The sequence below is a fragment of the Kineococcus gurbantunggutensis genome, assembly GCF_050871925.1.
In the GTDB taxonomy this organism is placed as follows: domain Bacteria; phylum Actinomycetota; class Actinomycetes; order Actinomycetales; family Kineococcaceae; genus Kineococcus.
The window spans coordinates 1-25,568 of the sequence record NZ_JBJLSG010000069.1 but is presented as its reverse complement, the minus strand read 5'-3'; the positions used below and the strand labels follow the sequence as shown (position 1 = coordinate 25,568).

The 25,568-nt window shown below is 73.5% G+C and carries 22 protein-coding genes; 17 read left to right on the top strand and 5 right to left on the bottom strand.

All coding sequences use genetic code 11. The features are described from left to right. Positions 1-36: 36 nt before the first annotated feature. From ACRYR7_RS13965 to ACRYR7_RS13955, 3 genes are read right to left on the bottom strand one after another with little or no spacing between them, the layout of a single operon-like run. Positions 37-1,680 (bottom strand): ABC transporter substrate-binding protein, encoded by a 1,644-nt coding sequence (locus ACRYR7_RS13965; RefSeq protein ID WP_432572708.1) that lies wholly within the window; start codon positions 1,678-1,680, stop codon positions 37-39. Positions 1,681-1,736: 56 nt separating this feature from the next. Further along, a complete protein-coding gene (locus tag ACRYR7_RS13960; RefSeq protein WP_432572714.1) occupies positions 1,737-2,633 on the bottom strand; it encodes a carbohydrate ABC transporter permease in 897 nt (298 codons plus the stop codon). Positions 2,634-2,662: 29 nt separating this feature from the next. Then, positions 2,663-3,604, bottom strand: a complete 942-nt coding sequence (locus tag ACRYR7_RS13955) for an ABC transporter permease (RefSeq protein ID WP_432572713.1) — start codon at positions 3,602-3,604, stop codon at positions 2,663-2,665. 499 nt (positions 3,605-4,103) lie between these two features. On the opposite strand from ACRYR7_RS13955, the gene ACRYR7_RS13950 reads away from it, so the two are divergent. Continuing rightward, on the top strand, positions 4,104-5,138 hold the full coding sequence (locus tag ACRYR7_RS13950; protein ID WP_432572707.1) for a LacI family DNA-binding transcriptional regulator: 1,035 nt from the start codon (positions 4,104-4,106) through the stop codon (positions 5,136-5,138). 70 nt (positions 5,139-5,208) lie between these two features. Next, positions 5,209-6,324 carry a Gfo/Idh/MocA family oxidoreductase gene (locus tag ACRYR7_RS13945; RefSeq protein ID WP_432572706.1) on the top strand — a complete coding sequence of 372 codons (1,116 nt, stop codon included), beginning with the start codon at positions 5,209-5,211 and terminating at the stop codon, positions 6,322-6,324. Between the two features lie 24 nt (positions 6,325-6,348). On the opposite strand, the gene ACRYR7_RS13940 is transcribed toward ACRYR7_RS13945, so the two are convergent. Further along, positions 6,349-7,440 carry a Gfo/Idh/MocA family protein gene (locus ACRYR7_RS13940; protein ID WP_432572705.1) on the bottom strand — a complete coding sequence of 364 codons (1,092 nt, stop codon included), beginning with the start codon at positions 7,438-7,440 and terminating at the stop codon, positions 6,349-6,351. Positions 7,441-7,746: 306 nt separating this feature from the next. Here ACRYR7_RS13940 and ACRYR7_RS13935 point away from each other — a divergent pair, with 306 nt between their 5' ends. From ACRYR7_RS13935 to ACRYR7_RS13870, 14 genes are all read left to right on the top strand, one after another. After that, positions 7,747-9,516, top strand: coding sequence for an acyltransferase (locus tag ACRYR7_RS13935; protein ID WP_432572704.1), 1,770 nt, complete (start codon positions 7,747-7,749; stop codon positions 9,514-9,516). A gap of 186 nt (positions 9,517-9,702) precedes the next feature. Further along, positions 9,703-10,677 carry a hydroxyacid dehydrogenase gene (locus ACRYR7_RS13930; RefSeq protein ID WP_432572712.1) on the top strand — a complete coding sequence of 325 codons (975 nt, stop codon included), beginning with the start codon at positions 9,703-9,705 and terminating at the stop codon, positions 10,675-10,677. Beyond that, entirely contained in the window at positions 10,674-11,876 is a 1,203-nt protein-coding gene (locus tag ACRYR7_RS13925; RefSeq protein ID WP_432572703.1) for a Gfo/Idh/MocA family protein, read from the top strand. The genes ACRYR7_RS13930 and ACRYR7_RS13925 overlap by 4 nt, the downstream gene beginning before the upstream one ends. Before the next feature lie 60 nt (positions 11,877-11,936). Then, positions 11,937-12,893 carry a sugar phosphate isomerase/epimerase family protein gene (locus ACRYR7_RS13920; RefSeq protein ID WP_432572702.1) on the top strand — a complete coding sequence of 319 codons (957 nt, stop codon included), beginning with the start codon at positions 11,937-11,939 and terminating at the stop codon, positions 12,891-12,893. Between the two features lie 357 nt (positions 12,894-13,250). Continuing rightward, the gene (locus tag ACRYR7_RS13915; protein WP_432572701.1) at positions 13,251-14,144 is read left to right on the top strand and encodes an ABC transporter permease subunit; all 894 of its coding nucleotides are present in this window, start codon (positions 13,251-13,253) and stop codon (positions 14,142-14,144) included. 74 nt (positions 14,145-14,218) lie between these two features. Beyond that, positions 14,219-15,085, top strand: coding sequence for a carbohydrate ABC transporter permease (locus ACRYR7_RS13910; protein WP_432572711.1), 867 nt, complete (start codon positions 14,219-14,221; stop codon positions 15,083-15,085). A gap of 67 nt (positions 15,086-15,152) precedes the next feature. Next, positions 15,153-16,820 carry a type 2 periplasmic-binding domain-containing protein gene (locus ACRYR7_RS13905; protein ID WP_432572700.1) on the top strand — a complete coding sequence of 556 codons (1,668 nt, stop codon included), beginning with the start codon at positions 15,153-15,155 and terminating at the stop codon, positions 16,818-16,820. Further along, positions 16,817-18,592, top strand: a complete 1,776-nt coding sequence (locus ACRYR7_RS13900) for a hypothetical protein (RefSeq protein ID WP_432572699.1) — start codon at positions 16,817-16,819, stop codon at positions 18,590-18,592. Before ACRYR7_RS13905 ends, ACRYR7_RS13900 begins: the two co-directional genes overlap by 4 nt. Before the next feature lie 134 nt (positions 18,593-18,726). Continuing rightward, positions 18,727-19,800: a LacI family DNA-binding transcriptional regulator gene (locus ACRYR7_RS13895; protein WP_432572698.1), complete on the top strand. Its 1,074-nt coding sequence runs from the start codon at positions 18,727-18,729 to the stop codon at positions 19,798-19,800. 394 nt (positions 19,801-20,194) lie between these two features. After that, on the top strand, positions 20,195-20,638 hold the full coding sequence (locus ACRYR7_RS13890; RefSeq protein ID WP_432572697.1) for a VOC family protein: 444 nt from the start codon (positions 20,195-20,197) through the stop codon (positions 20,636-20,638). A 49-nt stretch (positions 20,639-20,687) separates the two neighbouring features. Next, complete coding sequence (locus ACRYR7_RS13885; protein ID WP_432572696.1) at positions 20,688-21,332, top strand: dihydrofolate reductase family protein; 645 nt, start codon at positions 20,688-20,690, stop codon at positions 21,330-21,332. 57 nt (positions 21,333-21,389) lie between these two features. Then, positions 21,390-22,265: a sigma-70 family RNA polymerase sigma factor gene (locus ACRYR7_RS13880; protein ID WP_432572695.1), complete on the top strand. Its 876-nt coding sequence runs from the start codon at positions 21,390-21,392 to the stop codon at positions 22,263-22,265. A gap of 145 nt (positions 22,266-22,410) precedes the next feature. Beyond that, complete coding sequence (locus ACRYR7_RS13875; protein ID WP_432572710.1) at positions 22,411-22,692, top strand: hypothetical protein; 282 nt, start codon at positions 22,411-22,413, stop codon at positions 22,690-22,692. 183 nt (positions 22,693-22,875) lie between these two features. Next, on the top strand, positions 22,876-23,613 hold the full coding sequence (locus tag ACRYR7_RS13870) for an endonuclease/exonuclease/phosphatase family protein (RefSeq protein ID WP_432572694.1): 738 nt from the start codon (positions 22,876-22,878) through the stop codon (positions 23,611-23,613). 176 nt (positions 23,614-23,789) lie between these two features. Here ACRYR7_RS13870 and ACRYR7_RS13865 read toward each other — a convergent pair whose 3' ends face one another. Then, complete coding sequence (locus tag ACRYR7_RS13865) at positions 23,790-24,698, bottom strand: SDR family NAD(P)-dependent oxidoreductase (protein WP_432572709.1); 909 nt, start codon at positions 24,696-24,698, stop codon at positions 23,790-23,792. Positions 24,699-24,824: 126 nt separating this feature from the next. On the opposite strand from ACRYR7_RS13865, the gene ACRYR7_RS13860 reads away from it, so the two are divergent. Further along, a complete protein-coding gene (locus ACRYR7_RS13860) occupies positions 24,825-25,490 on the top strand; it encodes a TetR/AcrR family transcriptional regulator (RefSeq protein ID WP_432572693.1) in 666 nt (221 codons plus the stop codon). Positions 25,491-25,568 lie beyond the last annotated feature (78 nt).

Sequence of the window (25,568 nt, the reverse complement as noted above, 5' to 3'; positions counted from 1 at the left end):
GCGGCACCCGGGGGTGCCGCCGGGCCGGGCCGGGGATCAGCCGTTCTTCTCGGCGTACCGCTGCTGGGCGGCGTTGACGAGGTCCACGTACGCGCCCACGTTGGCCGCCTCCAGCTCCGCCTGGAAGGCGTCCCAGTCGGCGGTGTCGCGCTGACCGAGGATGAACTGCAGGGTGGCCTGCAGGGTGAGGTCGGTCAGCGCCGTCTGGTACAGCGAGGCCTGCTCGCGCTCACCCTCGCTCAGCGGGGCCGGCGGGGCGACCGGCTCGGGGTCCTTCTGCGCCATCGCCTGCTGCCAGGTGGCCTCCTCCTCGTAGAGGTTGGACAGCACCAGGTCCTGGGTGGAGCCGGAGGCGAACAGGTAGACGCCGTTGAAGAAGCCGAAGTCCTTCTGCATGGCCTTCGGCGCGCCGGGGTTCAGGCCGGTGAAGGTGACGTCCGCGGCCGGGGCGCGCTTGCCGTCGACGACGTCGTAGGTCGTGCCCTCCACGCCCCACTTGGCGAACTCCAGGCCCTCGTCGGAGTAGTACAGCCAGTCGATGAACTGCATCATCGCGACGAAGTCGTCGTTCTCCACCGCGTCGGAGGAGATCATGAGGCCGTTCTCCAGCTGGGTGCCGCCGACGACGTTCCCCGCGGGGCCCGCGGGCAGGACGATCTTCGACAGGCCGTAGTTGCCGGCGCCGAGCGTCTGGTCCAGGGCCGTGCGCGCGCTGAGCACCTCCTGGGAGTTGGTGCTGATGCCGTAGGACTCCTCGTTGGCGAGCTTGGCCAGGGCCGCCTCGTCGGTCTGGGTGAAGCTCTCGGGGTCCATCAGGCCCTCGGCGACCAGGCCGCGCAGGTACTCGACCATGGCCTTGTACTCGTCCGTCGTGGCCGTGAAGACGTACTCCCCGGCGTCCTCGTCCCACGTCAGGCCCTGGCCGAAGCCCCACTCCCCCGCCGCGGTGCCGAAGGGGGCGTCGACGTAGTTGAGCAGCGCGTTGCCCTCCCAGCGGTCGGAGAAGGGGTAGGCGTCCGGGTGCGCCTGCTTGATCGCCCGCAGCACGTCGCGGAACTCGTCCCAGGTGGTGGGCTGCTGCAGGCCGAGCTCCTGCAGGACGTCGGTGCGCAGGGCCGGCGTGTAGTCGGGGCGCAGGTTCTCCAGCAGCCCGGGCAGCAGGTAGAACTTGCCGTCCTCCTGGCGCAGGGTGTCGATCTCGTCCTCCAGCCCCCACTTGGCGACCTTGTCCTGGAAGTTGGGCATGAGGTCGAGGTAGTCGCTCACGGCCAGGATGGCTCCGGAGGCCACGTACGGGGTCTCCGCCCCCGGGTACGTCACGGGGATGAAGTCCGGCGCGTCGCCGGCGCCGATGACCAGGCTCCGGCGCTGCTCCCAGTCGCTGAGCGGGGCCAGGGTGGGCTCCAGGGTGACGCCGTGCTGCTCGGCGAGCGTCTTGTAGAAGAGCCAGTCGGGGTTGTTCGGGTAGTTCGGGTGGTCGCGGTAGAGCAGGGAGAAGGACACCGGCTCGGTCGCCTTGAAGGTGTCGCCGACGCCGTACTCCTGCATGGCGCCGACGTTCTTCTCGGAGATGACCTCCTCGGCCTGCTCGCCGCTGTCGTCGCCGGAGCAGGCGCCGAGGCTCACGGCCAGGCACATGGCCGCGGCCACGCCGATGGTGCTCCGCCTCTTGATGATCATCGTGTTCCCTTCCTGAGCTTCACCGGTGTTCGGGGAGGTCGGGTGGTGCGGCGCGGTCAGCCCTTGACGGCGCCGAGCATCACGCCCGACACGAAGTACTTCTGGATGAACGGGTAGAGGGTGACGATGGGCAGGACGGTGAGCACCATCGTCACGGCCTGGATGTTGGCGGCGACCTGCGCGAGCTCACCGGCGCCCCCGCCGATCGACGTCGCCGTCGAGGCGCCGGCGATCATGTTGCGGAGGTAGACGGTCACCGGGTACAGCTCCGCCCGGTCCAGGAAGAGGAAGGCGGAGAACCACGAATTCCAGAACGACACGGCGTAGAAGAGGACCATGGTCGCCAGCACCGCCTTGCTCAGCGGCAGGACGATCCGGAAGAAGGTCCCGTACGTCGTCAGGCCGTCGATCGCGGCGGCCTCCTCCAGCTCCTCGGGCAGGTTCTCGAAGAAGGCCTTCATGACCAGCAGGTTGAAGACGCTGATCGCGTTGGGCAGCACGATGGCCCACATCGTGTTCTTCATGCCGAGCTCGTTGATGAGCACGTAGTTGGGGATGAGCCCGCCGTTGAAGAACATCGTGAAGACCGCGATGCCGATGAGGACGGTGCGGCCCTTGAGGTGCTTCTTGGAGATCGCGTAGGCGAAGGAGGTGGTAAGGACCATCGAGACCGCTGTGGCGACCACGGTGTAGACCACGGTGTTCTTGTAGTTGGTCCAGAACATGTCGTCGCCCAGGACGACCCGGTAGGTGTCCACGTTGAAGCCGCGCGGCCACAGGTTCACCTGGCCGGAGCTGATGGCGCCCTCGGAGGAGAACGACTGGGCGACGATGTTGACGAACGGGTACAGGGTCACCGCGACGACGCCGAGCAGGACGATCGCGTTGACGACGCGGAACGCGCGGTAGGTGCGCGACTCCTGGATGCCGCGGGCGGCCGGTGGGCGGCCCAGGCGGCGGGTCGCGGTGCTCGGGTCGGCGGTCACCACAGGCTCGTCCCCACTGCTCGGCGCGAGATCGCGTTGGCGGACAGGATCAGCGTCAGGCCGATGAGCGCCTCGAAGAGGCCGATGGCCGCGGCGTAGGAGAAGTTGCTGGAGAGGATGCCGACGCGGTACAGGTACGTGGAGATGACGTCGGCGCTGGGGTACAGCAGGGGGTTGTACAGCAGCAGGATCTTCTCGAACCCGACGGCCATGAACGTCCCGATGTTGAGGATCAGGAGGGTGACCATCGTCGGGCGGATGCCGGGCAGCGTGACGTGCAGGGTCTGCTTCCAGCGGTTGGCCCCGTCGATGCGCGCGGCCTCGTAGAGGTTCTCGTCGATCTGGGTGAGCGCGGCGAGGTAGAGGATCGTGCCCCAGCCCACCGTCTGCCACACCTCGGAGCCGACGTAGACGACGGGGAACCACTCGGCCCGCTGCATGAACGGGACGGTGTCGGCGCCCAGGGCCCGCAGGATCTGGTTGGCCGTGCCCTGGACGGACATGATCTGCAGCACCATGCCGGCGATGATGACGATCGACATGAAGTGCGGCAGGTAGGACACCGTCTGCACGAACCGCTTGAACCGCCTGGACCGCAGCTCGTTGAGCAGCAGGGCGAGCACGATGGGCAGCGGGAACGCGACGACCAGCGTGAGCACCCCGAGGAACAGGGTGTTCTTGAAGACGTTCCAGAACGCCGGGTCGTTGATGAACAGCTCTACGTAGCGCAGGCCCACCCACTCCTCGCCGAGGATGCTGCCACCCGGGCGGAAGCGCCGGAACGCGATGACGTTGCCGATCATCGGGACGTAGCGGAAGACGAGGAAGAACAGCAGCGGCAGCGCCACGAAGGTGTACAGGCGCCAGTCCCGGCGCAGGGCCTGGCGCCAGGTCCTGCGCGGCGGGCGGACGCGCGGTCCCTTGCGGGCCGCGGCCAGCGCCTCGGGCGCGGCGAGCCCCGCGCCGGCGGTGGTCCCGGTCGGGGAGGCGGTGCTCACGCGGTGACCCCCTCTGGCTGCGAACGGGTGGGCGTCCGCGCCACCGGGTGATCCGCGTGCTCGGCGGTGCCGCCGCCCACGTCCTGCCACGGTGCGGCGGGGACGCCCTGCGCCTCCCGCCGACCGTCGTGCCCGGGCCCCTCGTCTGGGGTTGCTGCCACGACCTGACCTCCGTCCCACCTCAGCGTGGGGGCGATACTTTCGACCGCTCCGTCGATACGAGACGGGACACTAGGGACGTCATCGCGCCAGGTCAACCGCTCGCGCGGCGGGGCGCCCGATCGAGACAGCACCGTGATGCGATCCGGGATACCGCTTGCCTGTGCACCGGCCGGCGTGGTGCGGCACCGCCCGGGTCGAAACTCTCGCGTCAGCGTCGCCAGCAGGACGACGTCCTGCTAGGTTGGTGCGAAAGTTTCGACACCGCCCGGAGTGCAGCATGTCGACCGACACCGCACGGACCACCATCTCCGCGATCGCCGCGGAGGCGGGTGTGTCGATCGCGACCGTCTCCAAGGTCCTCAACGGCCGCAGCGACGTCGCCGCGGCCACGCGCACCCGCATCGAGGCCGCGATCGAGCGCCACTCCTACCAGCGCCGCCGCCGGCGCCCCGCCACCGCGCCGCGCCTGGTCGAGCTGGTCTTCCACGAGTTCTCCACCTGGGGCGAGGAGATCATCAAGGGCGTCGAGGCGGTCGCCGGTCCCGAGCGCGTCGCCATCGTGCTCTCCGAGCTCGGCGGCGCGCACCGCCCCCGGCAGGAGTGGCTCGACGACGTCCTGGCCCGCCAGCCGCTCGGCATGATCCTCGTGCTGACGAGCGTGGACCCCGTCCAGCGCAGGCAGCTGGAGGCGCGCTCCATCCCCTTCGTCGTCGTCGACACCGCCGGGGAACCACCGGCGGACGTGCCCGTGGTGGGCTCGGCGAACTGGAACGGCGGGCTCGTGGCGACCCGGCACCTGCTGGCGCTGGGGCACCGGCGCATCGCGGTGGTCTCCGGTCCCGCCGACGTGCTGTGCAGCCGCGCGCGCGTCGACGGCTACCGCAGCGCCCTCGACGAGGCCGGCATCGCGGTGGACCCCTCCCTGGTGCGCTACGGCGACTTCCACGTCAACGGCGGCTACACCCACGGCCGGGAGCTGCTGGAGCGGCCCGACCGGCCCACGGCCGTCTTCGCCGGCAGCGACTTCCAGGCCCTCGGGGTGCTGCGGGTGGCGCGCGAGCTCGGGCTGCGGGTGCCGGAGGACCTCTCGGTCGTCGGCTACGACGACCTGCCCGTCACCGAGTGGATCGGCCCCGCGCTCACCACGGTGCGCCAGCCGCTGCGGGAGATGGCCGCCACCGCGGCGCGCATGGTGCTCACCCTCGCCCGCGGGGAGGTCCCCACGAACCTGCGCATCGACCTGGCCATCGAGCTCGTCGTGCGCGAGAGCACCACCGCCCCGCCCGCGCACCCGGACCGCCCGCGCACCTGAACCGCCCGGCGGCCGGTCCCCTCGGCCGCGCTGCGGGCCGCGGGGGCGGGCGGGGGCTAGCGTCGCGCAGGTGAACGACCACGCGAGCGCCACCCGTCCCGCGCGCCCGGCGCGCCTGGCCCTCACCGGCGGCGGTTTCCGGGCGGGTCTGCACCTGGACCTCGTGCGCCGGCTGCCGGAGCTGTTCGAGGTGAGCGGGGTGCTGGCCCGCAGCGCGGCCACGGCGGCGGCGGTGGCGCAGCGCGGGTTGCCGGTCCACCGCGACGTCGCCGCGCTGCTGCGCACGGCGCCGGACCTGGTCGTGGTGTCGCTGCCGGCTCCGGCCGCTCCCGCGCTGGTGCTGGAGCTGCTGGAGCGGGGTGCGGCGGTGCTGACGGAGACCCCCCCGGCCGCCGACCTGGCCGGGCTGCGCGCGCTGTGGGGGGCGGTGGGGCCGTCCGGGCGCGTCCAGGTGGCCGAGCAGTACCTGCTCTCCCCGCACAACGCCGCCCGCGCCGAGGTGGTCCGCCTCGGGCTGCTGGGGGTGCCGACCTCGGTGCAGGTCTCCTCCACGCAGCTGTACCACGCCACCTCGATGGTGCGCGGGCTGCTGGGCGTGGGCGCACGACCGGCGCGCGTGCTCGCCAGCGCCACGAGCGCACCGCTGGCGGACCCGATCTCCCGCGCCGGCTGGACCGGCAGCGCGGACCCGCGCCCGCAGGTCACGACGGTGGCGACCTTCGACTTCGGCGACGGGCGCAGCGCGCTGTACGACTTCACCGAGACGCAGACCCGCAACCCGCTGCGCGCGCGGCGGATGGTCGTGCGCGGCAGCGCCGGTGAGCTCGTCGACGACCGCCTGGTGCGCCTGGCCGACCCGGTGACGGTGCTGGCGTCCTCGATCGAGCGCCGCCAGACCGGGCACCACCAGGACGTCCAGGGGGCGGACCTGGACCAGCTCTCCCTGGAGGGGCGGGTCCTCTTCCGCAACCCCTTCGTGGGCGCCCGGCTGTCCGACGAGGAGATCGCCGTCGCCACGCTGCTGCAGCGGTGCGCCGCGTGGGCCCGCGGCGAAGGGCCGGGGCCGTACCCGCTGGCCGAGGCGGCCCAGGACCACCTGCTCGGGCTGGCGATCGGTGCGTCGCTCAGCGAGGGACGGGCGGTCCTCACCTCCACGGAGGCGTGGGCGACCGCTCTGGAGCGCTGAGCCGTGCCGCCGAGGCGCGGGGGGTCAGCGCCCCCGCGGGTTCGGGGACAGGTCGGTCGCCTGGTCCTGGGCGCGGATCGCGAGCTCGGCGGCCTTGAAGGCGTGCTCCTGGGTCATCGCCGTCTCGGTGCGCGCCAGGCAGTCCTGCACGAGCTGCCCGAAGAACGGGTAGCCCACCTTGCCGGTGACCTGGAAGTGGGTCTCCTGCTGCCCGTTGACGAGGAACAGGTGGCCCGGCCCGTCGTCGGTGCCGATGTTGACGTACTTGCGCTGCTCGATGAACCCCTCGGTGCCCAGGACGAAGGTCCGCCCGTCGCCCCAGGTCTGCAGCCCGTCCGGGGTGAACCAGTCGCAGCGGAAGTACCCGGTGGCGCCGGTGTCGGTCACCAGGTTGGCGTCGCCGAAGTCGTCGAGCTCGGGGTGATCGGGGTTGGCGTAGTTCGCGATCTGGCTGTTGACGACCCGGGCGTCGGTGGCTCCGGTGTAGTGCAGGATCTGGTCGACGTTGTGGCTGCCGATGTCGGTGAGGATGCCGCCGTACTTGTCCCTCTCGAAGAACCACGCCGGCCGGCTGGCCGCGTTGAGCCGGTGCGGGCCGAAACCGACGACCTGGACGACCCTGCCGATGGCGCCCTGCTCGATGAGCTGACCGGCGAAGACGGCCGTCTCGACGTGCACGCGCTCGGAGTAGTAGACGGCGTACTTGCGCCCGGTGCGCTGCACGGCCCCGCGCGCCGCGGCGAGCTGCTCCAGGGTGGTCAGCGGGGCCTTGTCGGTGAAGTAGTCCTTGCCCGCCTCCATCACCCGCACCCCGAGCGCGCACCGCTGGCTGGTCACCGCGGCCGCGGCCACCAGGTGCACCTGCGGGTCGTCCAGGACCTCCTCCTCGGAGCGCGCGACGCGCACCTGGGGGAACTGCTCTCGGAAGCGCTCGACCTTGACCGGGTCGGGGTCGTACACCCACGTCAGCGTGGCACCGGCCCCGGTGAGGCCCTGGCACATGCCGTGGATGTGGCCGTGGTCCAGGCCGATCGCCGCGAAGGTGAACTCCCCGGGCTCGACGACGGGGTCGGGCAGGGGGGCGGGGGCGTAGGTGCCGCCGTCGGAGGTGCTCACGGGTTCTCTCCCTGCTCGCGGCTGGAACTCGGCACCAGCGCGGCGCTGATCGGCCCGGTGGGGCGGCTGAGGGGGGCGAACGCGGGGTGCAGGGGCACGACCCGCCCGCTCGAGGGTCGCAGCAGATCGTAGGGCCCGGCAACCACCAGGGGAAGGCCGGCGGTGCGCGCGGCCGGCGACGGGGTGCGGGTGATCGATCGATCAGGTTCGAGCGAACGCTCTTGACCCGTGGTGGAGCGGTTCGACACGGTGTGGCGACCAGGCCGCCCCGACGACGAGGCGCCGTGATCTCCCTCGGGAGCCCGCGTGACCACCAGCCCCCCCGCACCCGGCACGGACCTCGACGGCGCCGACGCGCCCGTCGCGGCGCGGGTCTTCGACGAGCACCACCACGACTACTCGCCGTGGGGGTTCTGGAGCACCGCCTCCGCCGGCGAGCAGGAGCGGCAGCTGCAGCTGCAGCGGCGCGCGAGCGCCGAGCACGCGCAGTGGTCCCTCGGGCGCGGGTGCTTCGTCAGCGAGCTGGCCGCGGTCCAGGCCGACCGGCTGGTGCTGGGCGAGCGCAGCTACCTCGCCGCGCACACCTACGTCACGGGGGAGGTCGTCACGGGGCGCGACTGCACCGTCAACGCCTTCACGGTGGTGCGCGGGCGGGTGCGGCTGGGCGACGCGGTCCGCGTCGGCGCGCACACCTCCCTGCTGGCCTTCAACCACGGCACGGCCCCGGGCACCGAGGTGCACCGCCAGCCGCTGACCTCGAAGGGCATCACGGTCGGCGACGACGTCTGGATCGGCTCCCACGTCGTCGTCCTCGACGGCGTGCGCATCGGTGACCACGCCGTCGTGGCGGCCGGCGCGGTGGTGCCCAAGGACGTGCCCGCCGGCGCCGTCGTCGCGGGCAACCCCGCCCGCGTGCTGCGCTGGCGGGTCCCCCCGGCCACCTCCACCACCGCCGTCCCGGCCTCCACCACCGCCGTCCCGGCCTCCACCGCCGCCGTCCCGGCCGGCGGTGACGAGCTGGCCGGGCGGGTGGCCGCCTTCGCCACCCGCGCGCGCGAGCAGGCCGGCGACGTGCTCGCCCGCTGCTGGGACCCGCACCTGCCGGGCGGGCAGTTCACCGACACCCCCGGCGCCGCGCCGAGCGTGCGCGCGCAGTGCGACGCCCTGGAGGTCGCCGACCTGCTGCTGGGCACCGCCCCGCCGCAGCTGCCGGCGCAGGAGCAGCTCGCGCGGCTGCGGGCCCTGCAGGACGAGCGCACCGGCCTGGTGCCGCCCTTCGACGCGACCGGCCGGCCGGTCGCCGCCCCGGCGGACCTCACCGACGGCGAGGCCGCCTACCACGTCCTGTGCGTCGGGTACGCCCTCGACGTGCACGGCTCCCGCTTCGAGCACCCCGTGCGGGTGGTGGCCGAGATGGACGCCGCCACGCTCGTGGCCGCGCTGGAGGCCCTGCCCTGGCGCGGGCGCGCCTGGCGCTCGGGGGCGTGGGTGGACGCGGTGGGCACCGCCTTCCGCTTCAACCTCGACCTCGGCGCCCCCGGCGTGCCCGGCACCCTGCAGGCCCTGTTCGGCTGGCTGGGCACCCGGGTGGACCCGCGCACCGGCGCGTGGGGGGCACCGGCGCCGGGAGAGGGCCCGCTGGAGGTCGTCAACGGCTTCTACCGCGCCTCCCGCGGCACCTACGCGCAGTTCGACGTGCCCCTGCCCCTGCCCGAACGGGTCGTGGACACGGTGCTCGCGCACGCGGCCGACCCGCGCTGGTTCGCCCCCGGGCAGCAGAACGCCTGCAACGTCCTGGACGTGGCGCACCCGCTGTGGCTGGCCGGCCGGCAGAGCGCCCACCGCCGCGAGGAGGTGGTGGCGCTGGCGCGCCGGCTGCTGGCCGACGCCCTGGGGCACTGGCGCGAGGGGCTCGGTTTCGCCTTCCGCGCCGGGCGCACCCCGGGCCTGCAGGGCACCGAGATGTGGCTGGCCCTCACCTGGCTGCTCGCCGACACCGCCGGCCTCTCGGACCTGCTGGGGTACCGCCCGCGGGGCGTGCACCGGCCCGAACCCGCGCTGCAGCTGCACCCCTGACGCGCAGCAGCGGGCCCGCAGTGCCGGGGCGGCGGCCGGGGAGGCCGCAGGCGCCCCGGTCCCACCGACGACCACCCACGCCCGACGAGGAGTTCCCGTGAGGTCCCGCCCGTTCCCGTGCCCACCCCCGCCGCCCCGCCCGCCCGCTGCGAGCACGGCGTGAGCGGTCCGTGCCTGGCCCTGGCGATGGGCGGCCCGGCCCGTCGCCGCGTCGTCGACGAGGGTTTCGTGCAGCGGCTGTCCGCGGTGGCCGACGTGGTGCCCGGCGTCCTGGAGGACTTCGAGTCGCCCTCGGCGCGGCGGGTGCTGGCGGACGTCGACGTGCTGGTCACCGGCTGGGGGTGCCCGCCGCTGACCGCGCAGGTCGTCGCGGGCGCCCCGCACCTGCGCGCCGTCGTGCACACGGCCGGGTCGGTGCGCTCGCACGTGACGTCCGCGGTGTGGGAGCGGGGCATCGCCGTCTCCTCCGCGGCCGCCGCGAACGCCGTCCCCGTCGCGGAGTACACGCTGGCGGTGGTGCTGCTGGCCGGCAAGCGGGTCCTCGCCTCCGCCGAGGCCTACCGGCGCGCCCGGGACCACGCGGCGACGGTGGTCAGCGATGCCGGCGGCAACTACGGCAGCACCGTCGGCGTGCTGTCCGCCTCCCTGGTGGGGCGGCGCGTGGTCCACCTGCTGCGCCCGCACGACGTGCGGGTGCTCCTGCACGACCCCTACGTGCCCGACGCGGCGGTCCGCGCGCTGGGGGCCGAACCGGTCGGCCTGGCCGAGCTGTTCGAGCGCAGCGACGTGCTGACCGTGCACACGCCGCTGCTGCCGGAGACCCGCGGTCTGGTGGACGCCGCCCTGCTGGCGCGGATGCGCGACGGCGCCACCCTGGTGAACACCGCCCGCGGGGCCGTGGTGGACGCCGAGGCCCTGACCGCGGAACTGCTCTCCGGGCGCCTGCACGCCGTCCTGGACGTCACCGACCCCGAGCCCCTGCCCGCGCAGCACCCGCTGTGGCAGTGCCCCAACGTCCTGCTCACCCCGCACGTGGCCGGTTCGGCCGGCAACGAGCTGCGCCGGCTGACCGACTGCGCCGCGGGCGAGGTGGAGCGCTTCGCGGCCGGGCGGCCCTTCGCGCACCCGGTCACCCGCGCCGCGATGGAGCGCAGCGCGTGAGCAGCCCCAACACCCCTGGCAGCACCCCCGCACGCACCGAGAACGTCCTGGACACCACCTCCCCGATCGGAGCGCCCCCCGTGAGCAGCAGAGTCCGCTTCGCCCTCCTGGGCGCCGGCGTCATCGCCCAGCAGCACGGCACCGTGCTGCACCAGCTCGGTGAGCAGGTGCAGCTGACGGCGGTCGTCGACCCCGTCCGCCCCCGCGCCGAGGCCCTGGCCGCCGAGCACGGCGGGCAGGTCCACGCCACGCTCGAGGAGGCCCTGGCCGGCGCCGAGTTCGACGTCGTCGTCGTGTGCACCCCCACGGGCCTGCACGGCGGGGCGGTCGCGCAGGCGCTGGCGGCCGGCAAGCACGTCGTCGTGGAGAAGCCCGCCGAGGTCTCGCTGGAGCGCATCGACGAGCTGATCGAGGCCCGCGACCGGGCGGGCACGCTGGTCGCGGTGGTCTCCCAGCACCGGTTCGACCCCTCCAGCGAGATCGTCCTGGGCGCGGCGGCCCGGGGCGAGCTCGGCCGCCTGACCTCCGGGGTCGCCTCCATCGACTGGTGGCGCAGCCAGGGGTACTACGACTCCGGCGAGTGGCGCGGGACGTGGGCGCTGGACGGCGGCGGGGCGCTGATGAACCAGGGCGTGCACACCGTCGACCTGCTCGTGGCCGTCATGGGCCGCCCCGTGGAGGTGTTCGGGTACACCGGGACCCTGGCCCACGAGCGCATCGAGGTCGAGGACGTGGCCGTGGGCGTCGTGCGGTTCGAGTCGGGCGCGCTCGGCGTGCTGCACGCCTCCACCGCCGTCCACCCCGGGCTGAGCACGCGGCTGCAGGTGCACGGCGACCGCGGCAGCGCCGTCATCGAGGACGACCGCCTGGTGTACTTCCACTCCACCCCCGTCGGCGAACAGCCGCTGGAGGCGTTCATGGGCAGCCGCGGCAGCGGCACGAACCAGGTGGAGCGCTTCGCCGGTCCGGACGGGGCGCTGCCGGCGCCCACCACCAGCGTCCCGGGGCGCATGTCCGACGCCCACCTGCTGCAGTACCGCAACTTCCTGGCCGCCCTGCGCGGTGAGGAGGCCCTGCGCGTCGGCCTGGAGGAGAACCGCCGCGCCGTCGCCGTCATCACGGGCCTGTACGAGTCCGTCCGCACGGGCAGGCCGGTGCCCCTGCGCGAGCCGGCCACCGCCGGTGCCCGCACCCGCTGAGCACCGGCGGCCACCGGCAGCGCGGCCGCCGCACCACCACCCACCACCCGGGAGAACGCCATGACGACGACACCGACGACACCCACCGCACCGACCACGCCCCGGCACCCGGCCACCCGCCGGATCGCCGCGAACCCCATCCCCTACTGGGCGCGGGCCGGCAAGACCCGCGAGGTGTTCGAGCAGGCCTTCGCGGACCTGCAGGACATCGGGTTCACCGCCGTCAAGGCCGACGTGCCCGAGGGCATGAGCGCCGGCGAGTACGCCGACTGGATCGCCGGTTTCGGCCTGAGCCCCTCGCTGAGCCTGTTCAGCAGCCCCCTGGACGAGACGGTGGACACGGGCGAGGTGCTCGAGCAGGCCCGGCGCTTCGCGGCCGTGCAGGCCGAGCTCGGCATGGACCGCGCGATGCTGTCCTCGATGTCGCTGCCCGCGCGCCTGCGGACGCCGGCCGTCGGCGCGGACTTCGACGCCGGGCGCCTGGAGCGCGCGATCGAGAACGCGGGGCGCGTGTGCGAGGTGCTGATCGCCGAGGGCGTCCGGCCGCTGCACCACTCCCACGTCGGCGGGGTCTTCGAGACGGAGGAGGAGGTGACGAGGTTGCTGGACACCCTGGGCGCGGACCTCATCGGCTTCGGGCCGGACACCGGCCACCTGCGCTGGGCGGGGGCGGACCCGGTGGCCCTCATCGAGCGCTACTCCGACCGGATCGGGGGGATCCACCTCAAGGACGTCTACCCCGACCACCTGGACGCCGCGCGCGGCGGCGGTGACTACCGCACCGTCTCCGGCAGCGGGCGCCTGTGGGCCGAACCCGGCAGGGGTGTGCTCGACCTCGCAGCGGTCCTGGCGGCCCTGCCCGCGGACTACGACGGCGACTACATGATCGAGGTGGACCACCCCAGCGTGGAGACGCTCCACGAGTCGCACCGGCTCTCCTACGAGTGGGCGCGATCGACGCTGGAACCGCTGCTGCGCAACGGTTCTGCAGAACCCTCGCACGACGGTGCGCGCTGACCACCCGCACCTCGCGACCGCGGTCGCCGGAGGACCGGCGCGGTGCCGGCCGGAGCGGTCGATCGATCGATCACGTTCCTTCCACCACCCGGGTCACCGTGCTAGCTTCGAGTTCCAGGTGACCGTGCAGAGGTCCACCGATCCCCTCGCGAGGCACCCGACGCCGGGGGCACCGTCACCCCCTTCTCGATCCGGTCGTCCGGAAACCCTCCGAACAGCTGACGCGGCAGGAGCTCAAAGGTGAGAGTCAACTCGGTCGGTGCGCAGTCAGGGGGCACGGCGGCACCCGCCGAGCCCGCAGCGGGGGTCGCGGTGGCACGCCGGCGCGCACCGGCGCCCGGGCGGCAGCGGCCGCGCATGTCGCGCGACAAGCTCCTGCTGGTGGTGCTGGGCCTGCCCGGGGGCGTCGCCCTGCTGCTGTTCCACTACGTCCCGCTGCTGGGCAACGTCATCGCCTTCCAGGACTACCAGCCGTACCTGGGCCTCACCGAGTCCGAGTGGGTGGGCTGGTCGAACTTCTCGTTCCTGTGGGACGGCAACCCCGAGTTCCGCAACGCGCTGTGGAACACGGTGGTCCTCACCGTCATCCAGACGGTGCTGATCTTCCCGGTCCCCCTCGTGCTGGCCCTCGTGCTGAACAGCCTGGCCGGGGAACGGCTCAAGCGGTTGCTGCAGTCGATCCTGTACCTGCCGCACTTCCTGTCCTGGGTCATCGTGGTGGCGCTGTTCCAGCAGATGCTCGGCAACGCCGGCATGCTGAACACGATCCTGGTGCAGAACGACCTGCCGATCGTGCAGATCATCGGGGTGCCGGAGCTGTTCAAGGCCCTCATCACCAGCCAGGCGATCTGGAAGGACGCCGGCTGGGGCACGATCATCTTCCTGGCCGCGATCTCCCGCGTGGACCAGGAGCAGTACGAGGCGGCGGCCGTGGACGGCGCCAATGCGCGGCAGCGGATGCTCCACATCACGCTGCCCGCGCTCAAGGGCCTGATCATCCTGCTGCTCATCCTGCGCCTGGGCAGCAGCCTGTCCGTGGGCTTCGAGCAGATCCTGCTGCAGCAGGGCCCGGTCGGGCTGCAGGCCAGCGAGGTGCTCGACACCTGGGTCTACAACAACGGCATCCTCGGCGGGAACTGGGGAACCTCGGCGGCCGCCGGCCTGATCAAGGGGCTCGTCGGCGTCCTGCTGGTGGTCGGGGCGAACAAGCTGGCGCACGTGTTCGGCGAGAGAGGGGTGTACGAGAAGTGACCACCGTCGAGAACGCGACCATCGGGGACGACACCGTCCAGTCGTTCCGGGCGGACGGCAAGCGGCCGCCGTGGATGGAGAAGCCGAGGGCCCTCACCCAGGTGGCCAAGGCCGTCGCGCTGGGGATCTCGGTCCTGCTCGTCGTCATCCCCTTCTGGTCGGTCATCGCGACCTCGCTGGCCGACCAGCAGACCATCAACGACTCCGGCGGCGGGATGGTGATGTGGCCGCGCGGCGTCAGCCTCGCCGCCTACGAGACCGTGCTGTCCGGGGGCGTGGTCACCCGGGCCGTGCTGATCTCCGTGGGCGTCACCGTCGTCGGCACCCTGCTCTCGCTGGCGGCCACCGCGGGGCTGGCCTACTGGCTCTCGCGCCCCGGCGCCCTGGCGGCCAAGCCGATGCTCATGCTGGTTCTGGGCGCCGTGCTCTTCTCCCCCGGCCTGATCCCGAGCTACCTGGTGGTCAAGGAGTTCCACCTGCTCGACTCGCTGTGGTCGCTGATCCTGCCGGTCCTGGTGAACGCCTTCAACGTCATCGTCATGCGGGCCTTCTTCCAGGAACTGCCCAAGGAGCTGTTCGAGTCGGCCGCGATCGACGGGGTGGGTGCGGCGACCACCCTGTTCCGGATCGTCCTGCCGCTGTCCAAGGCGGTGCTGGCGGTCATCGGGCTGTTCTACGCCGTCGCCTACTGGAACGCCTTCTTCAACGCGCTGCTGTACATCCAGTCCAGCGAGAAGTGGCCGATGGCCCTGGTGCTGCGCACCTACGTGGTCAACCAGACGACGATCGGCGGCGACCAGGGCGCGACCGAGGCGCTTCCGCCGCAACTGCCGCTGCAGATGGCCATCCTGGTGATCGCCATCGTGCCGATCCTGCTGGTCTACCCCTTCCTGCAGCGCCACTTCGCCAAGGGCGTGATGATCGGCGCCGTCAAGGGCTGACGCCCCGCACCACCCCACCACCCGCCCGGAACCAGGGCCGATCGTGAAGTCGGATCGAGGAGGATCCATGTCAGGCAACGCATTCACCCGGCGTCGACTGCTCACCGGGGCCGGAGGCAGCGCCCTCCTGCTCGGGACGGGCGGGCTCGCGGGCTGTTCCGGCGGCGGCGGCTCCGAGGCGGAGGCCGGCGGCGGCACGGCGACCCTGCCCACCTACGTCCCCTACACCGGGCTGCAGCCGGACCTGCCCGGCACCGAGCAGGGCGTCGACCCCGCGTTCCGCAACTTCCCCGCGGACAACCCGGTGTCGGTGCCCGAGGTGCCCGGGCACGGCGAGACGCTGACCGGGATGGCCAACATCTACTTCGCCGTCCCGCCGGGCCCGGGGAGCAACAGCTACTGGACCGGGCTCAACGAGCGCCTCGGCGTGGACCTGCAGTTGCAGATGGTCAGCAACGCCGACTACCTGCAGAAGTTCCCCACCGTCATCGCCGGCGACGACCTGCCGGACATGCTGCAGGTGCCCAACCCGCCCAACGGCAGCACCTTCCCGGTGCCCAACATGCCGCAGCTGCTCAAGGCCAAGTTCACCGACCTCAGCGAGCACCTCTCGGGCGACGCGGTCCAGGAGTACCCCAACCTGGCCAACATCCCCACCCGCACCTGGAAGGCGACCGTCTACAACGACGGCATCTACGGCATCCCCATCGCCCGCGGGGCGATCGGCAACTACCACTTCATCCGCCAGGACCTCTTCGAGGCCGCCGGCGTCTCCCCGGAGCCGAAGAGCTACGAGGAGCTGGTGGAGACCACCAGGGCGCTCACCGACCCCAAGCAGCGGCGCTGGGCGTTCGGCCTGCTCAACCAGCCCCGCCAGATCCTCGGCCGCATGAACGACGAGCCGAACATCTGGGCCGAGGAGGGCGGCAAGCTCACGCACACGTACGAGACGGAGCAGTACGCCCAGACCGTCACGGACCTCATCGCGATGTGGAAGTCGGGCGTGATGCACCCGGACTCCTTCAACCCGGCTCAGCCGTTCAAGCAGCTGTTCAACGCCGGCACCGTCGCCATCAACGCCGCGGACGGCTACCCGGGCTGGATCCAGTACGTGCTCGACAACGCCGGAAACCCGGACTTCAAGCTGGGCCTGATGCCGGTGCACCAGCGCGAGGGCGGCGGGCTCGCGCACTGGAACTACGGCAACGGGTACTTCTCGATCACCCTGCTGAAGAAGCAGGAGGACCCCGAGAGGATCAAGACGGTCCTGCGGGTGCTCAACTGGCTCGCCGCGCCCTTCGGCACCGAGGAGTACCGCTACCGGCTCTACGGCGAGGAGGGCGTCGACCACACCGTCGACGCCCAGGGCAACCCGGTGCTCACCAAGACCGGAACCGCGAACACCGTGCTGCCGATCCGCTACCTGGCCGACAGCCCGTACAACATCTACGTCCCGGGCCGCCCGCAGGACGCCGACACCCAGCACGCGTACCAGTCGCTGGAGATCCCCACCGGGATCGCCAACCCGGTGATCGGGCTGTACTCCAACACCGCGGCGAGCAAGAACGCCACCGCCGACAAGAGCTTCAGCGACGGCATCAACGACATCGTGCAGGAGCGCCGGCCGTTCTCGGAGCTGAAGACGCTGGTCTCCACCTGGCGCAGCGCCGTGGGCGACGCCATGCGCACCGAGTACCAGGACGCGCTGCAGGCCGCGGGGGGCACCGGCGCGTGAACGACCTGCCCCACCCCGCGCAGCTGCTGGAGGCGGCGGTGACCTCCTGGTCGCCGCACCTCCAGCGGGACGGCACCCTGCACGACCCCGTCTTCGGCACCCAGACCCAGTACGGCACCGCCTACCACGCGTGGTGCTGCGCGGTGCTCGCCGGGCTGCCGGGCACCGCCGACCGCGCGCTCCAGCGCGGACGGGCCGTCCGCGCCCTGACCGCGGCGCTGGCCCACACCGCCGACCCCGCCGCCGAGCCGCACGCCTCGAGCTTCGATCGCCGCACCGCCAGCGTGGCCGGCCGGCTGAACCACCGCGACTTCACCTGGCCGCCGCTGCTGAAGACGCACCTGGCGCTGAGCGAGCTCGGCGAGCCGCTGGACCCGGCGCTGCGCGAGCACATCGCCGGGGTCGACGTGGCGGCCTCCTTCCGCTCGCGGCCGCCGTCGAACTGGGCCGCGGTGTGGATGAGCGGGGAGTGGCTGCGCGTGCGCGCCGGACTCTCCCCCACCGGGCCCGAGCAGTTCGACGCCTGGCTGGACGTCTTCTTCGCCGGTGCGGGGACCGGCTTCGACCTCGAGCTGGGGATGTACACCGAGCACGGGTTGCCCAACGCCTACGACCTGTTCACCCGGGCCCACCTGGTCGACCTGCTCGTGCGGGGCTGGGCCGGGCGCAACCGCCCGCGGCTGGAGGCCTTCCTGGTCCGCGGGCTGCGCCGCAGCCTGGCGATGCAGCTCTCCGACGGGTCGGTGGCCTCCGGCCACCGCAGCACCGGGCAGACGTGGGTGCTGGGTGCGCAGGTGGCCCTGTTCACCGCCCACCGGCTGCTGGGGCTCGGCTCGGCGCAGGAGCTGGCGGCCGCCCGGCTGGGCGCCTGGCGCGCGTACGCCTCGCTGGCGCAGTGGCAGCGCCCCGGCGGGGTGTTCTCCCCCGTGCAGAACGTGCTGCCACCGCAGTCGCGCATCGGGTACGAGAGCTACACCGCCGACGGGCACTACTCCCCGCTGGCCGCGTCCTTCCTGGCCGGTGCGCTCACGGCGGGTTTCGGCGACGACGAACCCCCCACGGTCGAGGAGCTGGACGCGCGCCCGGCCGGCGCCGTGGCCGAGGGTGCGCCCACCCACCGCGGCGCCGCCCACCGCGGGCGCACCTCGGTGGCCGTGCACGCGGCGGCGGACGACACCTACGACGCCAGCGGCCCGGTGGACGTCACGTTCGGCTCCGGTCGCCGGCTGCAGTTCGTCAGCGCCGCTCGCCACGTCGACGGCGGCCCGTGGCTGGTGCCCGGTCTGGCCACCCGCACCGGGCCGGGGGCGGTACCCGTCACGGCCCTGTGCGCGCTGCCCCGCCGCCTGCTCGCCCCGCTGCGCACGGGCGAGGGGGCCGAGCTGAGCTTCGAGGCCGAGCTGGGCCGGCCGGACGGCGACGTCACCAGCGCGGCCGGGCGGCGGCACCGGTGGTCGGTGCGGCTGACCGGGGAGGGCGTGGAGGTGGCCGAGGAGCTGACGGGCTGGCAGGGCTGGCGCACGCTGCTGGTGCCGTACGTGCGCGACACCGGCAGCGGACCGAGCACGACGGCCGAACCCCTGGACGACGGCGTGCTGCTCACCCGGGGCGACGAGCGGGTCCGGGTGAGGGTCGCGGGCGCGGTCGAACGCGTCGGCGACCTGCCGCACGGCTACGAGAACCGGCGCGGGCTGTGCGGGCTGGTGCGCATCGACCTGGCCGAGCCGGGCGCTGAGCTGCAGTGGTCGATGACCTCCGCGGACGGCGCTTGAGCCGGGGGTGGGCCCACCCGCCGCGCCGGCCGACCGGGCGCGACCCGCCCGTGGCGGCACCAGCTCCGCGGGCACACTGGTCGACGCCGCGAGCACGAGCTCGGGGCGCGGATCGAGGCACGAGGAGGTCGACGGTGCCCCTCCTGGGACCGGCGCGACGGCGCGAGCAGATCCTCACGCTGGTCTCGACCCGGGGCAGCGCCAAGCTCGCCGACCTGGCCGTGGAGCTGGGCGCCGCCGCCGTCACGATCCGCCGCGACGTCGAAGCCCTCGCCCAGCAGGGGCGGGTCACCCGCCGGTACGGGGTCGTCCTGCCGGCCTCCCGGGCGCGGGAGGCGGCAGCACCGGGGACCGTGGTGGCGATCGCCTCGTCGTTGAGCGGTTACATGCAGGAGATCCTGCGCGGAGCGCAGCAGGCGGTGACGGAAGCGGGCGGGCGCTACGTCCTCGACGTCGCCCCGAACGCACGAGCCGCCCACCGGTCCCTGGAGCGAGCGGCGGCGACCGCCGGGGTCACCGGCCTGCTCTTCGCGCCGAAGTGGCAGTCGATGGACGAGGTGAACGACGACCTCGGTCTCGTCCTCGCCCCGCGGGTGCCGATGGTGCTGCTGGAGCGTTTCGCACCGCGGGGATCGCTGCTGGCCGCGCACGACGCGGTCCGCAGCGACCACGCCAGCGGCGTGCACCAGGCGCTGTCGCACCTGCGCGCGCACGGCCACCAGCGGGTGCTGCTGTTCAGCCGTGACGACTCCCCCACCGCGCGCACGCTGCGAGCGTGCTTCGCGGAGGCGCAGCGGTCCCTGGGCATGCCCGTGCTCTCCGGGCCGCTGCTGAGCTGCGACGGCGCGGACCAGCACCACCGGGCGCACGCGCCGGACCCGATCGAGGCGGTGCGCCGCTGCGGCGCGACCGCCCTGCTCGTGCACTCCGACACCGACGCCCTGGCCCTGCTCCCCCAGTTCGAAGCCGCCGGCGTGTCGGTGCCGCGGGACCTGAGCGTCGTCTCCTGGGACGACGTCGTCGCCGGCCTGGGCGAGGTCCCGCTGACCACCGTCGCCCCGCCCAAGCAGGAGGTCGGTGCCGCGGCCGTGGAACTGCTGCGCTGGCGGTGCGCCAACCCGGCGGCACCGGCGCGGCGGCTGGAGGTGGCGACCCACCTCGTCGAACGGAGCTCGGTGCGCGCGATCGACGACAGGGCGCCGCACTAGCTCCGAGCTCTCGCCGGGGCACGAGGACCGGGGGGCGCTGAGCGGACAGCGCCTCGCACCCGGCGACCAGCCCGTTGGACACCCACGGGTCCACCAGCGGCACCCGCCGGCGCGGATCGCGCACCAGGGCCGTGCCGGTGGCCCACGTGCGGGCCGGGCCGGGGCGGCGGGTGGTGCGCACGGACTGCTCGCGCACCGGGGACGCGGTGACGACCGGGGGTCCCGGCCTGGCGCAGGTGCCGGGTGTGGTGCTGAACTGGCAGCGGGTGCCGGCGGTGCTGCGCTGCGAGGACCCCGACGGCGACGACCACCGACCGCCGCCGGTCACCGCCGGTCGCGGCCGACCGCGCGGGCCGGCACGACGAGCACACGACGAGCACCGGAGAGGACCCCCGTGCCAGCGATCCAGCGCTTCGACCACGTCGGCATCACCGTCGCCGACCTCGAGCGCGTCAGCGCCTTCTTCCTCGCCCTGGGCCTGCGGGTCGAAGCGGGTCCGATGGACGTCCAGGGCGACTTCCTGGACACCGTCATCGGCATTCCCGGCGCACGCACCCGCATCGTCGTGCTCGCCGCACCCCAGGGCGGCACCCTGCTGGAGCTGTCCAGCTTCGTGCGGCCCGATCACCAGGTCGGATCGCCTACCGCGATGGCCACCGAACTGGGCCTGCGCAACGTGGCCTTCGAGGTCGACGACCTCGACGCGCTCGTGCAGCGGCTGGCCGTGGACGGCCACGGCCTGGTCGGCGGCGTGGGGCAGTACCAGCACACCTGGCGGATGGCGTACGTGCGCGGACCGGAGGGGATCATCGTCTCCCTGGCCGAACGCCTCGGCTGACGTGCCCGGGCGGGTGCCCGGGAGGGTTTCTCGACGACGGGGAGTGGACGTGCAGCAGCTGTTGCGGGTGCAGAACTTCGGCGTCTCGGCCGACGGCTACGGAGCCGGGGAGGGCCAGAGCCTGCAGCGGCCCTTCGGCCACGCCGACCCGCGCGAGCTGCTCGGGTGGGCGCTGGCCACGGCGAGCTTCCCCGGCCGCACCGGACCCGGCGGTTCCCGCGGGCTGGACGACCACCTGGTGCGCGCCTTCCACCACGGCATCGGCGCGGAGATCATGGGGCGCAACAAGTTCGGTCCGCAGCGCGGTCCGTGGCGCGACCACGACTGGCTGGGCTGGTGGGGCCGGGAACCGCCCTTCCACACCCCCGTGTTCGTGCTGACGCACCACCTGCGCCCCTCCTTCGCGCTGGCCGGCACCACGTTCCACTTCGTGGACGGCGACCTGGCCGAGGTGCTGGCCCGGGCGCGCGCAGCCGCGGGCGGGCGGGACGTCCGCCTCGGCGGTGGCGCGCGGACCGTCCGGGCGTTCCTGGACGCGGACCTGGTCGACACCCTGCACGTGGCGGTGGCCCCCGTGCAGCTCGGCTCGGGCAGCAGGCTGTGGCGCTCCCCCGAGGAACTCGACGAGCGCTTCCACCACGAGGTGGTCCCCAGCCCCAGCGGGGTGGTCCACCACCTGTTCTGGAGACGCTGAGCGGCTGGAGGACGTCGGCACCGCGCAGGAGCGGGCGAGCAGCGAGGGAGGACCGCCGTGGAGGCGACGGAGGCGTTCGAGGCGCAGCGGGCACGCCTGCTGCGCCTGGCCACCCGGGTGCTGGGCGACCACGCCGAGGCCGAGGACGTCGTGCAGCAGGCGTGGCTGCGCCTGCACGCGGCGGACGGCGGCATCGACAGCGTGCCCGCGTGGCTGACGACGGTGACCACCCGGTTGTGCCTGGACCGCCTCCGGGCGCGCACCCCCGTCCCCGTGAGCGGCACCGGCGCCGACGCGCTCGTGGACGCGCACGTCGACGCGCACGTCGACGCGGGAGCCGCCCCCGACCCGGCGGACGAGGTCGTCCTGGCGGACAGCGTGGGCACGGCCCTGCACGTGGTGCTGGAGCGCCTGTCCCCGCCGGAGCGCGTGGCGTTCGTGCTGCACGACAGCTTCGCCGTCGACTTCGCCACCATCGCCGCCGTCCTGGGCACCACACCGGTCGCCGCGCGCAAGCTCGCCTCCCGGGCCCGCGCCAAGGTCGGGCGGCCGGCACCGCAGGACCGGACCAGCCGGTGGGAGGTCGTCGACGCCTTCATGGCCGCCGCCCGCGGCGGCGACCTCGCGCGCCTCGTGCAGCTGCTCGCCCCCGACGTGCGGGTCAGGGCCGACGACGCCGCCGTGCGGCTGGGCACCCCGCAGCGCATCGACGGTGCGCAGGAGGTGGCCGCCTTCTTCGACGGCAGCGCCCACGCCGCGCTGCCGGTCCTGCTCGAGGACCGCCCGGGCGCGGCGTGGTTCCACCGCGGCCGGGCGCGGGTGCTCTTCGACTTCGAGGTCTCCGACGGCCTCGTGCGGAGCATCACCTTCCGCGCCGAGCCGGCCCTGCTGGCCCGCCTGGTGCGGCGCGACGGCGGTACCGGCCGCACCTGAGGGGGGTGGTGGTCACACCCGCGCCGCGGCGGACGTCACAGGGGTGGAGCTCGAGCGCTGGAGGCGCTGGAGCCGGCACCGGGGAGGATCGACCGTGAAGACCGTCTCGACCGCGAACAGCACCGCGCAGACCACCACGAAGACCATGACGTGCCGCCAGCTCGGGGGCCCGTGCGAGCTGCAGCACCGCGGCAGCAGCGCCGACGAGGTCATCCAGGCGCAGGACCGCCACCTGAAGGAGGCGGAGCGGTCCGGGGACGCCGAGCACCAGCCGGCCCGCGAGGCGATGAAGGGCCGCTGGCGGCGTCCCCGCCAGTCGCTGGGCTGGTACCGCGACGTGCAGCGCGCCTTCGACCAGCTGCCCGCGAGCGCACCGCCCGCGGACCGCGCCGAGCAGCCCCCGGAGCACCCGGGGCACCAGCGGTGACCCCGGCAGCACCGGCACCCCCGTGGTCCGAGCACACCCGCCGGCCACCGCCACGACGAGCACCCGCAGGAGGAGCACGGCGTGGGGCACGGTCACGCCGACGCCCTGGTGGCGGCCACCCCCGCCTGAGCGCGGGCGGCGCGGTGCCGAGCGCGGTGCGCGGTGGCGCAGTACCCTCGGAGCGTGGGAGTCGCTGAGGGCAGTGCGCTGCGGACGATCAGCTACAACCTCCACGAGGGCCGTGCGACGCTGGAGCTGTCGGACCTGGTCTCGGCGCACGACGTGGACGCCCTGTGCCTGCAGGAGTGCGACACGCTGCGCCTGCCCGAGAGCGTCGGTCCGCTGGTGCTGGCCGGGGCGACCCAGCGCAACCGGCTCGGCCTGGCGCTGTACTACCGCCCCGAGCGGCTGCACGTGCACGGCCACGAGCTGCGACCGCTGCGCCGCTCCATGCACGACCGCTTCCTGGCCCCCGCCCACGAGCGGTTGCTGGCCGTGCGCTTCGAGGACCTGCACGACGACGGCGCCCTGCTGACCCTGGCCTCCATCCACACCGCCCCGCTGTCGGCGTCCAACGCGATGCGCCGGCACCAGATCGCCGAGGCCCTCGGCGCCATCCGCGCGGCCGCGCACGGCAGCTCCGCCCTCGTCGTCGGCGACTTCAACTACCCCTGGTTCGCCAGCTCGCTGACCCGCCGGCTGAGCGCGCAGGGGTTCCAGGTCTCCCACAGCGACCGCCCCACGTACGTGCGCAAGCGGTTCCGGGGCCACTTCGACTTCGCGATCTCCGAGGGGATGGACATCCACAGCGTGCGCACCCTGCAGCAGGCGGGCTCGGACCACCTGCCCGTGCTGGTGCAGTCGCGGGTCAAGGCGTTCGTGCCGGGCCAGGTCCTGGAGCGGGACAGCTGGGCGAGCTGACCGCTCGGCCCCGCTGCGCCCGGCACCCCCACCCGGTGCGGCGCCGCGGTTCTGCGGCGCCGCACCGGTGAGCGGCACCACCGCACGATCGGCACACCGGCCGTCGTGAGCATCGAGCAGGTCCTGGCCACCGCGCGCGCCGGCCCGGACGACGTGCGCACCTGGGCGGCCAGGGTTCAGACGGGGAACCGCACGCCCGTGAGGTCCTCGGAGACCGCCCACAGCCGCTGCTGCACCGCGAGGTCGTACGACTGCGGGCTGGAGGTGACGACCCGCGGGTACCCGCGGACCTCGCCGCGCCCGCCGGGACCGTAGTACTGCCCGCCCAGGACGGCTGGGTCGGTCGCCGCCCGCAGCGTGGGCAGGGCGCCCATCGCCGCCGACTGGGTGATGAGGGGGGCCACCCGGTCCGAGACGACCCGCAACGCGGCCGGGGAGTTCCGCACCAGCTCGGTGTTCGACACCCCCGGGTGCGCGGCCACCGCGACGGTGCTCGCCCGGTGCGCCGCGAGCCGGCGCTGCAGCTCGTAGGTGAACATCAGGTTCGCCAGCTTGGACTGCCCGTACGCCCCGGCCCGGGAGTACGAGCGTTCCCAGTGCAGGTCCTCGAAGTGGACGGCGGCGCGGATGCGGTGACCGACGCTGCTGACCGTCACCACCCGGGAGCCGGGAACGGGCAGCAGGAGGTCGAGCAGCAGGCCCGTGAGGGCGAAGTGGCCGAGGTGGTTGGTGCCGAACTGCAGCTCGAAACCGTCCCGGGTGGTCTGCTTCGGGGTGTACATCACCCCGGCGTTGTTGACGAGCAGGTCGATGCGCGGGTGCGCGGCGCGCAGGGCGGCCGCGGCGTCGCGGACCGATCCCAGCGAGGTGAGGTCCAGCCGCTGCACGGCCACGTCCCCGCCGACGTCGTCGGCCACGCGCTGCGCCGCCCGTGCGCCCTTGTCGACGTCGCGCACGGCCAGCACCACCGTGGCGCCGCGCGCGGCGAGGGCCCTGGCGGTCTCGAACCCCAACCCGGTGTTGGCGCCGGTCACGACCGCCACCCGGCCGTGCTGGTCCGGGACCTGCTCCGCCGTCCAGTTCATGCTCACGTCTCCTCCTCGGTCGCGCGACCACCGGGAGAGACCGGTGGTCTGTTGTGTCGGCAACGCTAAGAGACCGCCGGTCCGGAGTCAAGAGACCAGCGGTCTGCAAAGTGTTAGGATCACCGCGTGACCTTCCAGCGCGCCCGCAGCCAGGAGCAGCGCGAGATCCGGCGGCAGGCGATCCTCGACACCGCCGCCGCCATGCTCGAGCAGGTGCCGGTGGCCGAGCTCACCCTCAACGAGCTCAGCCGCCGCGTCGGCCTGGCCAAGTCCAACGTGCTGCGCTACTTCGACTCCCGCGAGGACGTGCTGCTGGAGCTGATGGACCGCGTCCTGGCGCAGTGGCTCGCGCGGCTGACCGAGGACCTCGAGGCCGGGGTCGACGCGGCCCTGCCCGTGGTGCCGCGCGCCGAGCAGCTGTCCGCGGTGCTCGCCCGGTCCCTGGCGGGTCAGCCGGTGCTGTGCGACCTGCTGGGGGCGCAGGGCGCCGTCCTGGAGCGCAACGTCACCGTCGAGGTGCTCACGCGCCACAAGCGCACGGCCCTGACCCGGTTGAGCACCGCGGCCGACCTGCTGCGCCGCCACCTGCCCGAGCTCGGCGGTGCGGCCGAGGCGTTCTGCTTCCAGGCGCTGGTCCTGGCCGGCGCGCTGGCGCCCTACAGCTCCCCGCCGCCCGGCGTGCGCGCCGCCTACGCGGCCGACCCGGAACTCGCCGTGCTGCACCTGGAGCTGCAGGACTCCCTGCAGCTGGCGATGCGGACCGTGCTCCTGGGAGCCGTGCCCCGCGGCTGACCCCGGGCGCGCCGGAGGGCGCCCCGGTCCTCCTCCTCGAGGAGGATAGAGCTCGCGGCGGTCGCCGCCGTCGGTGCC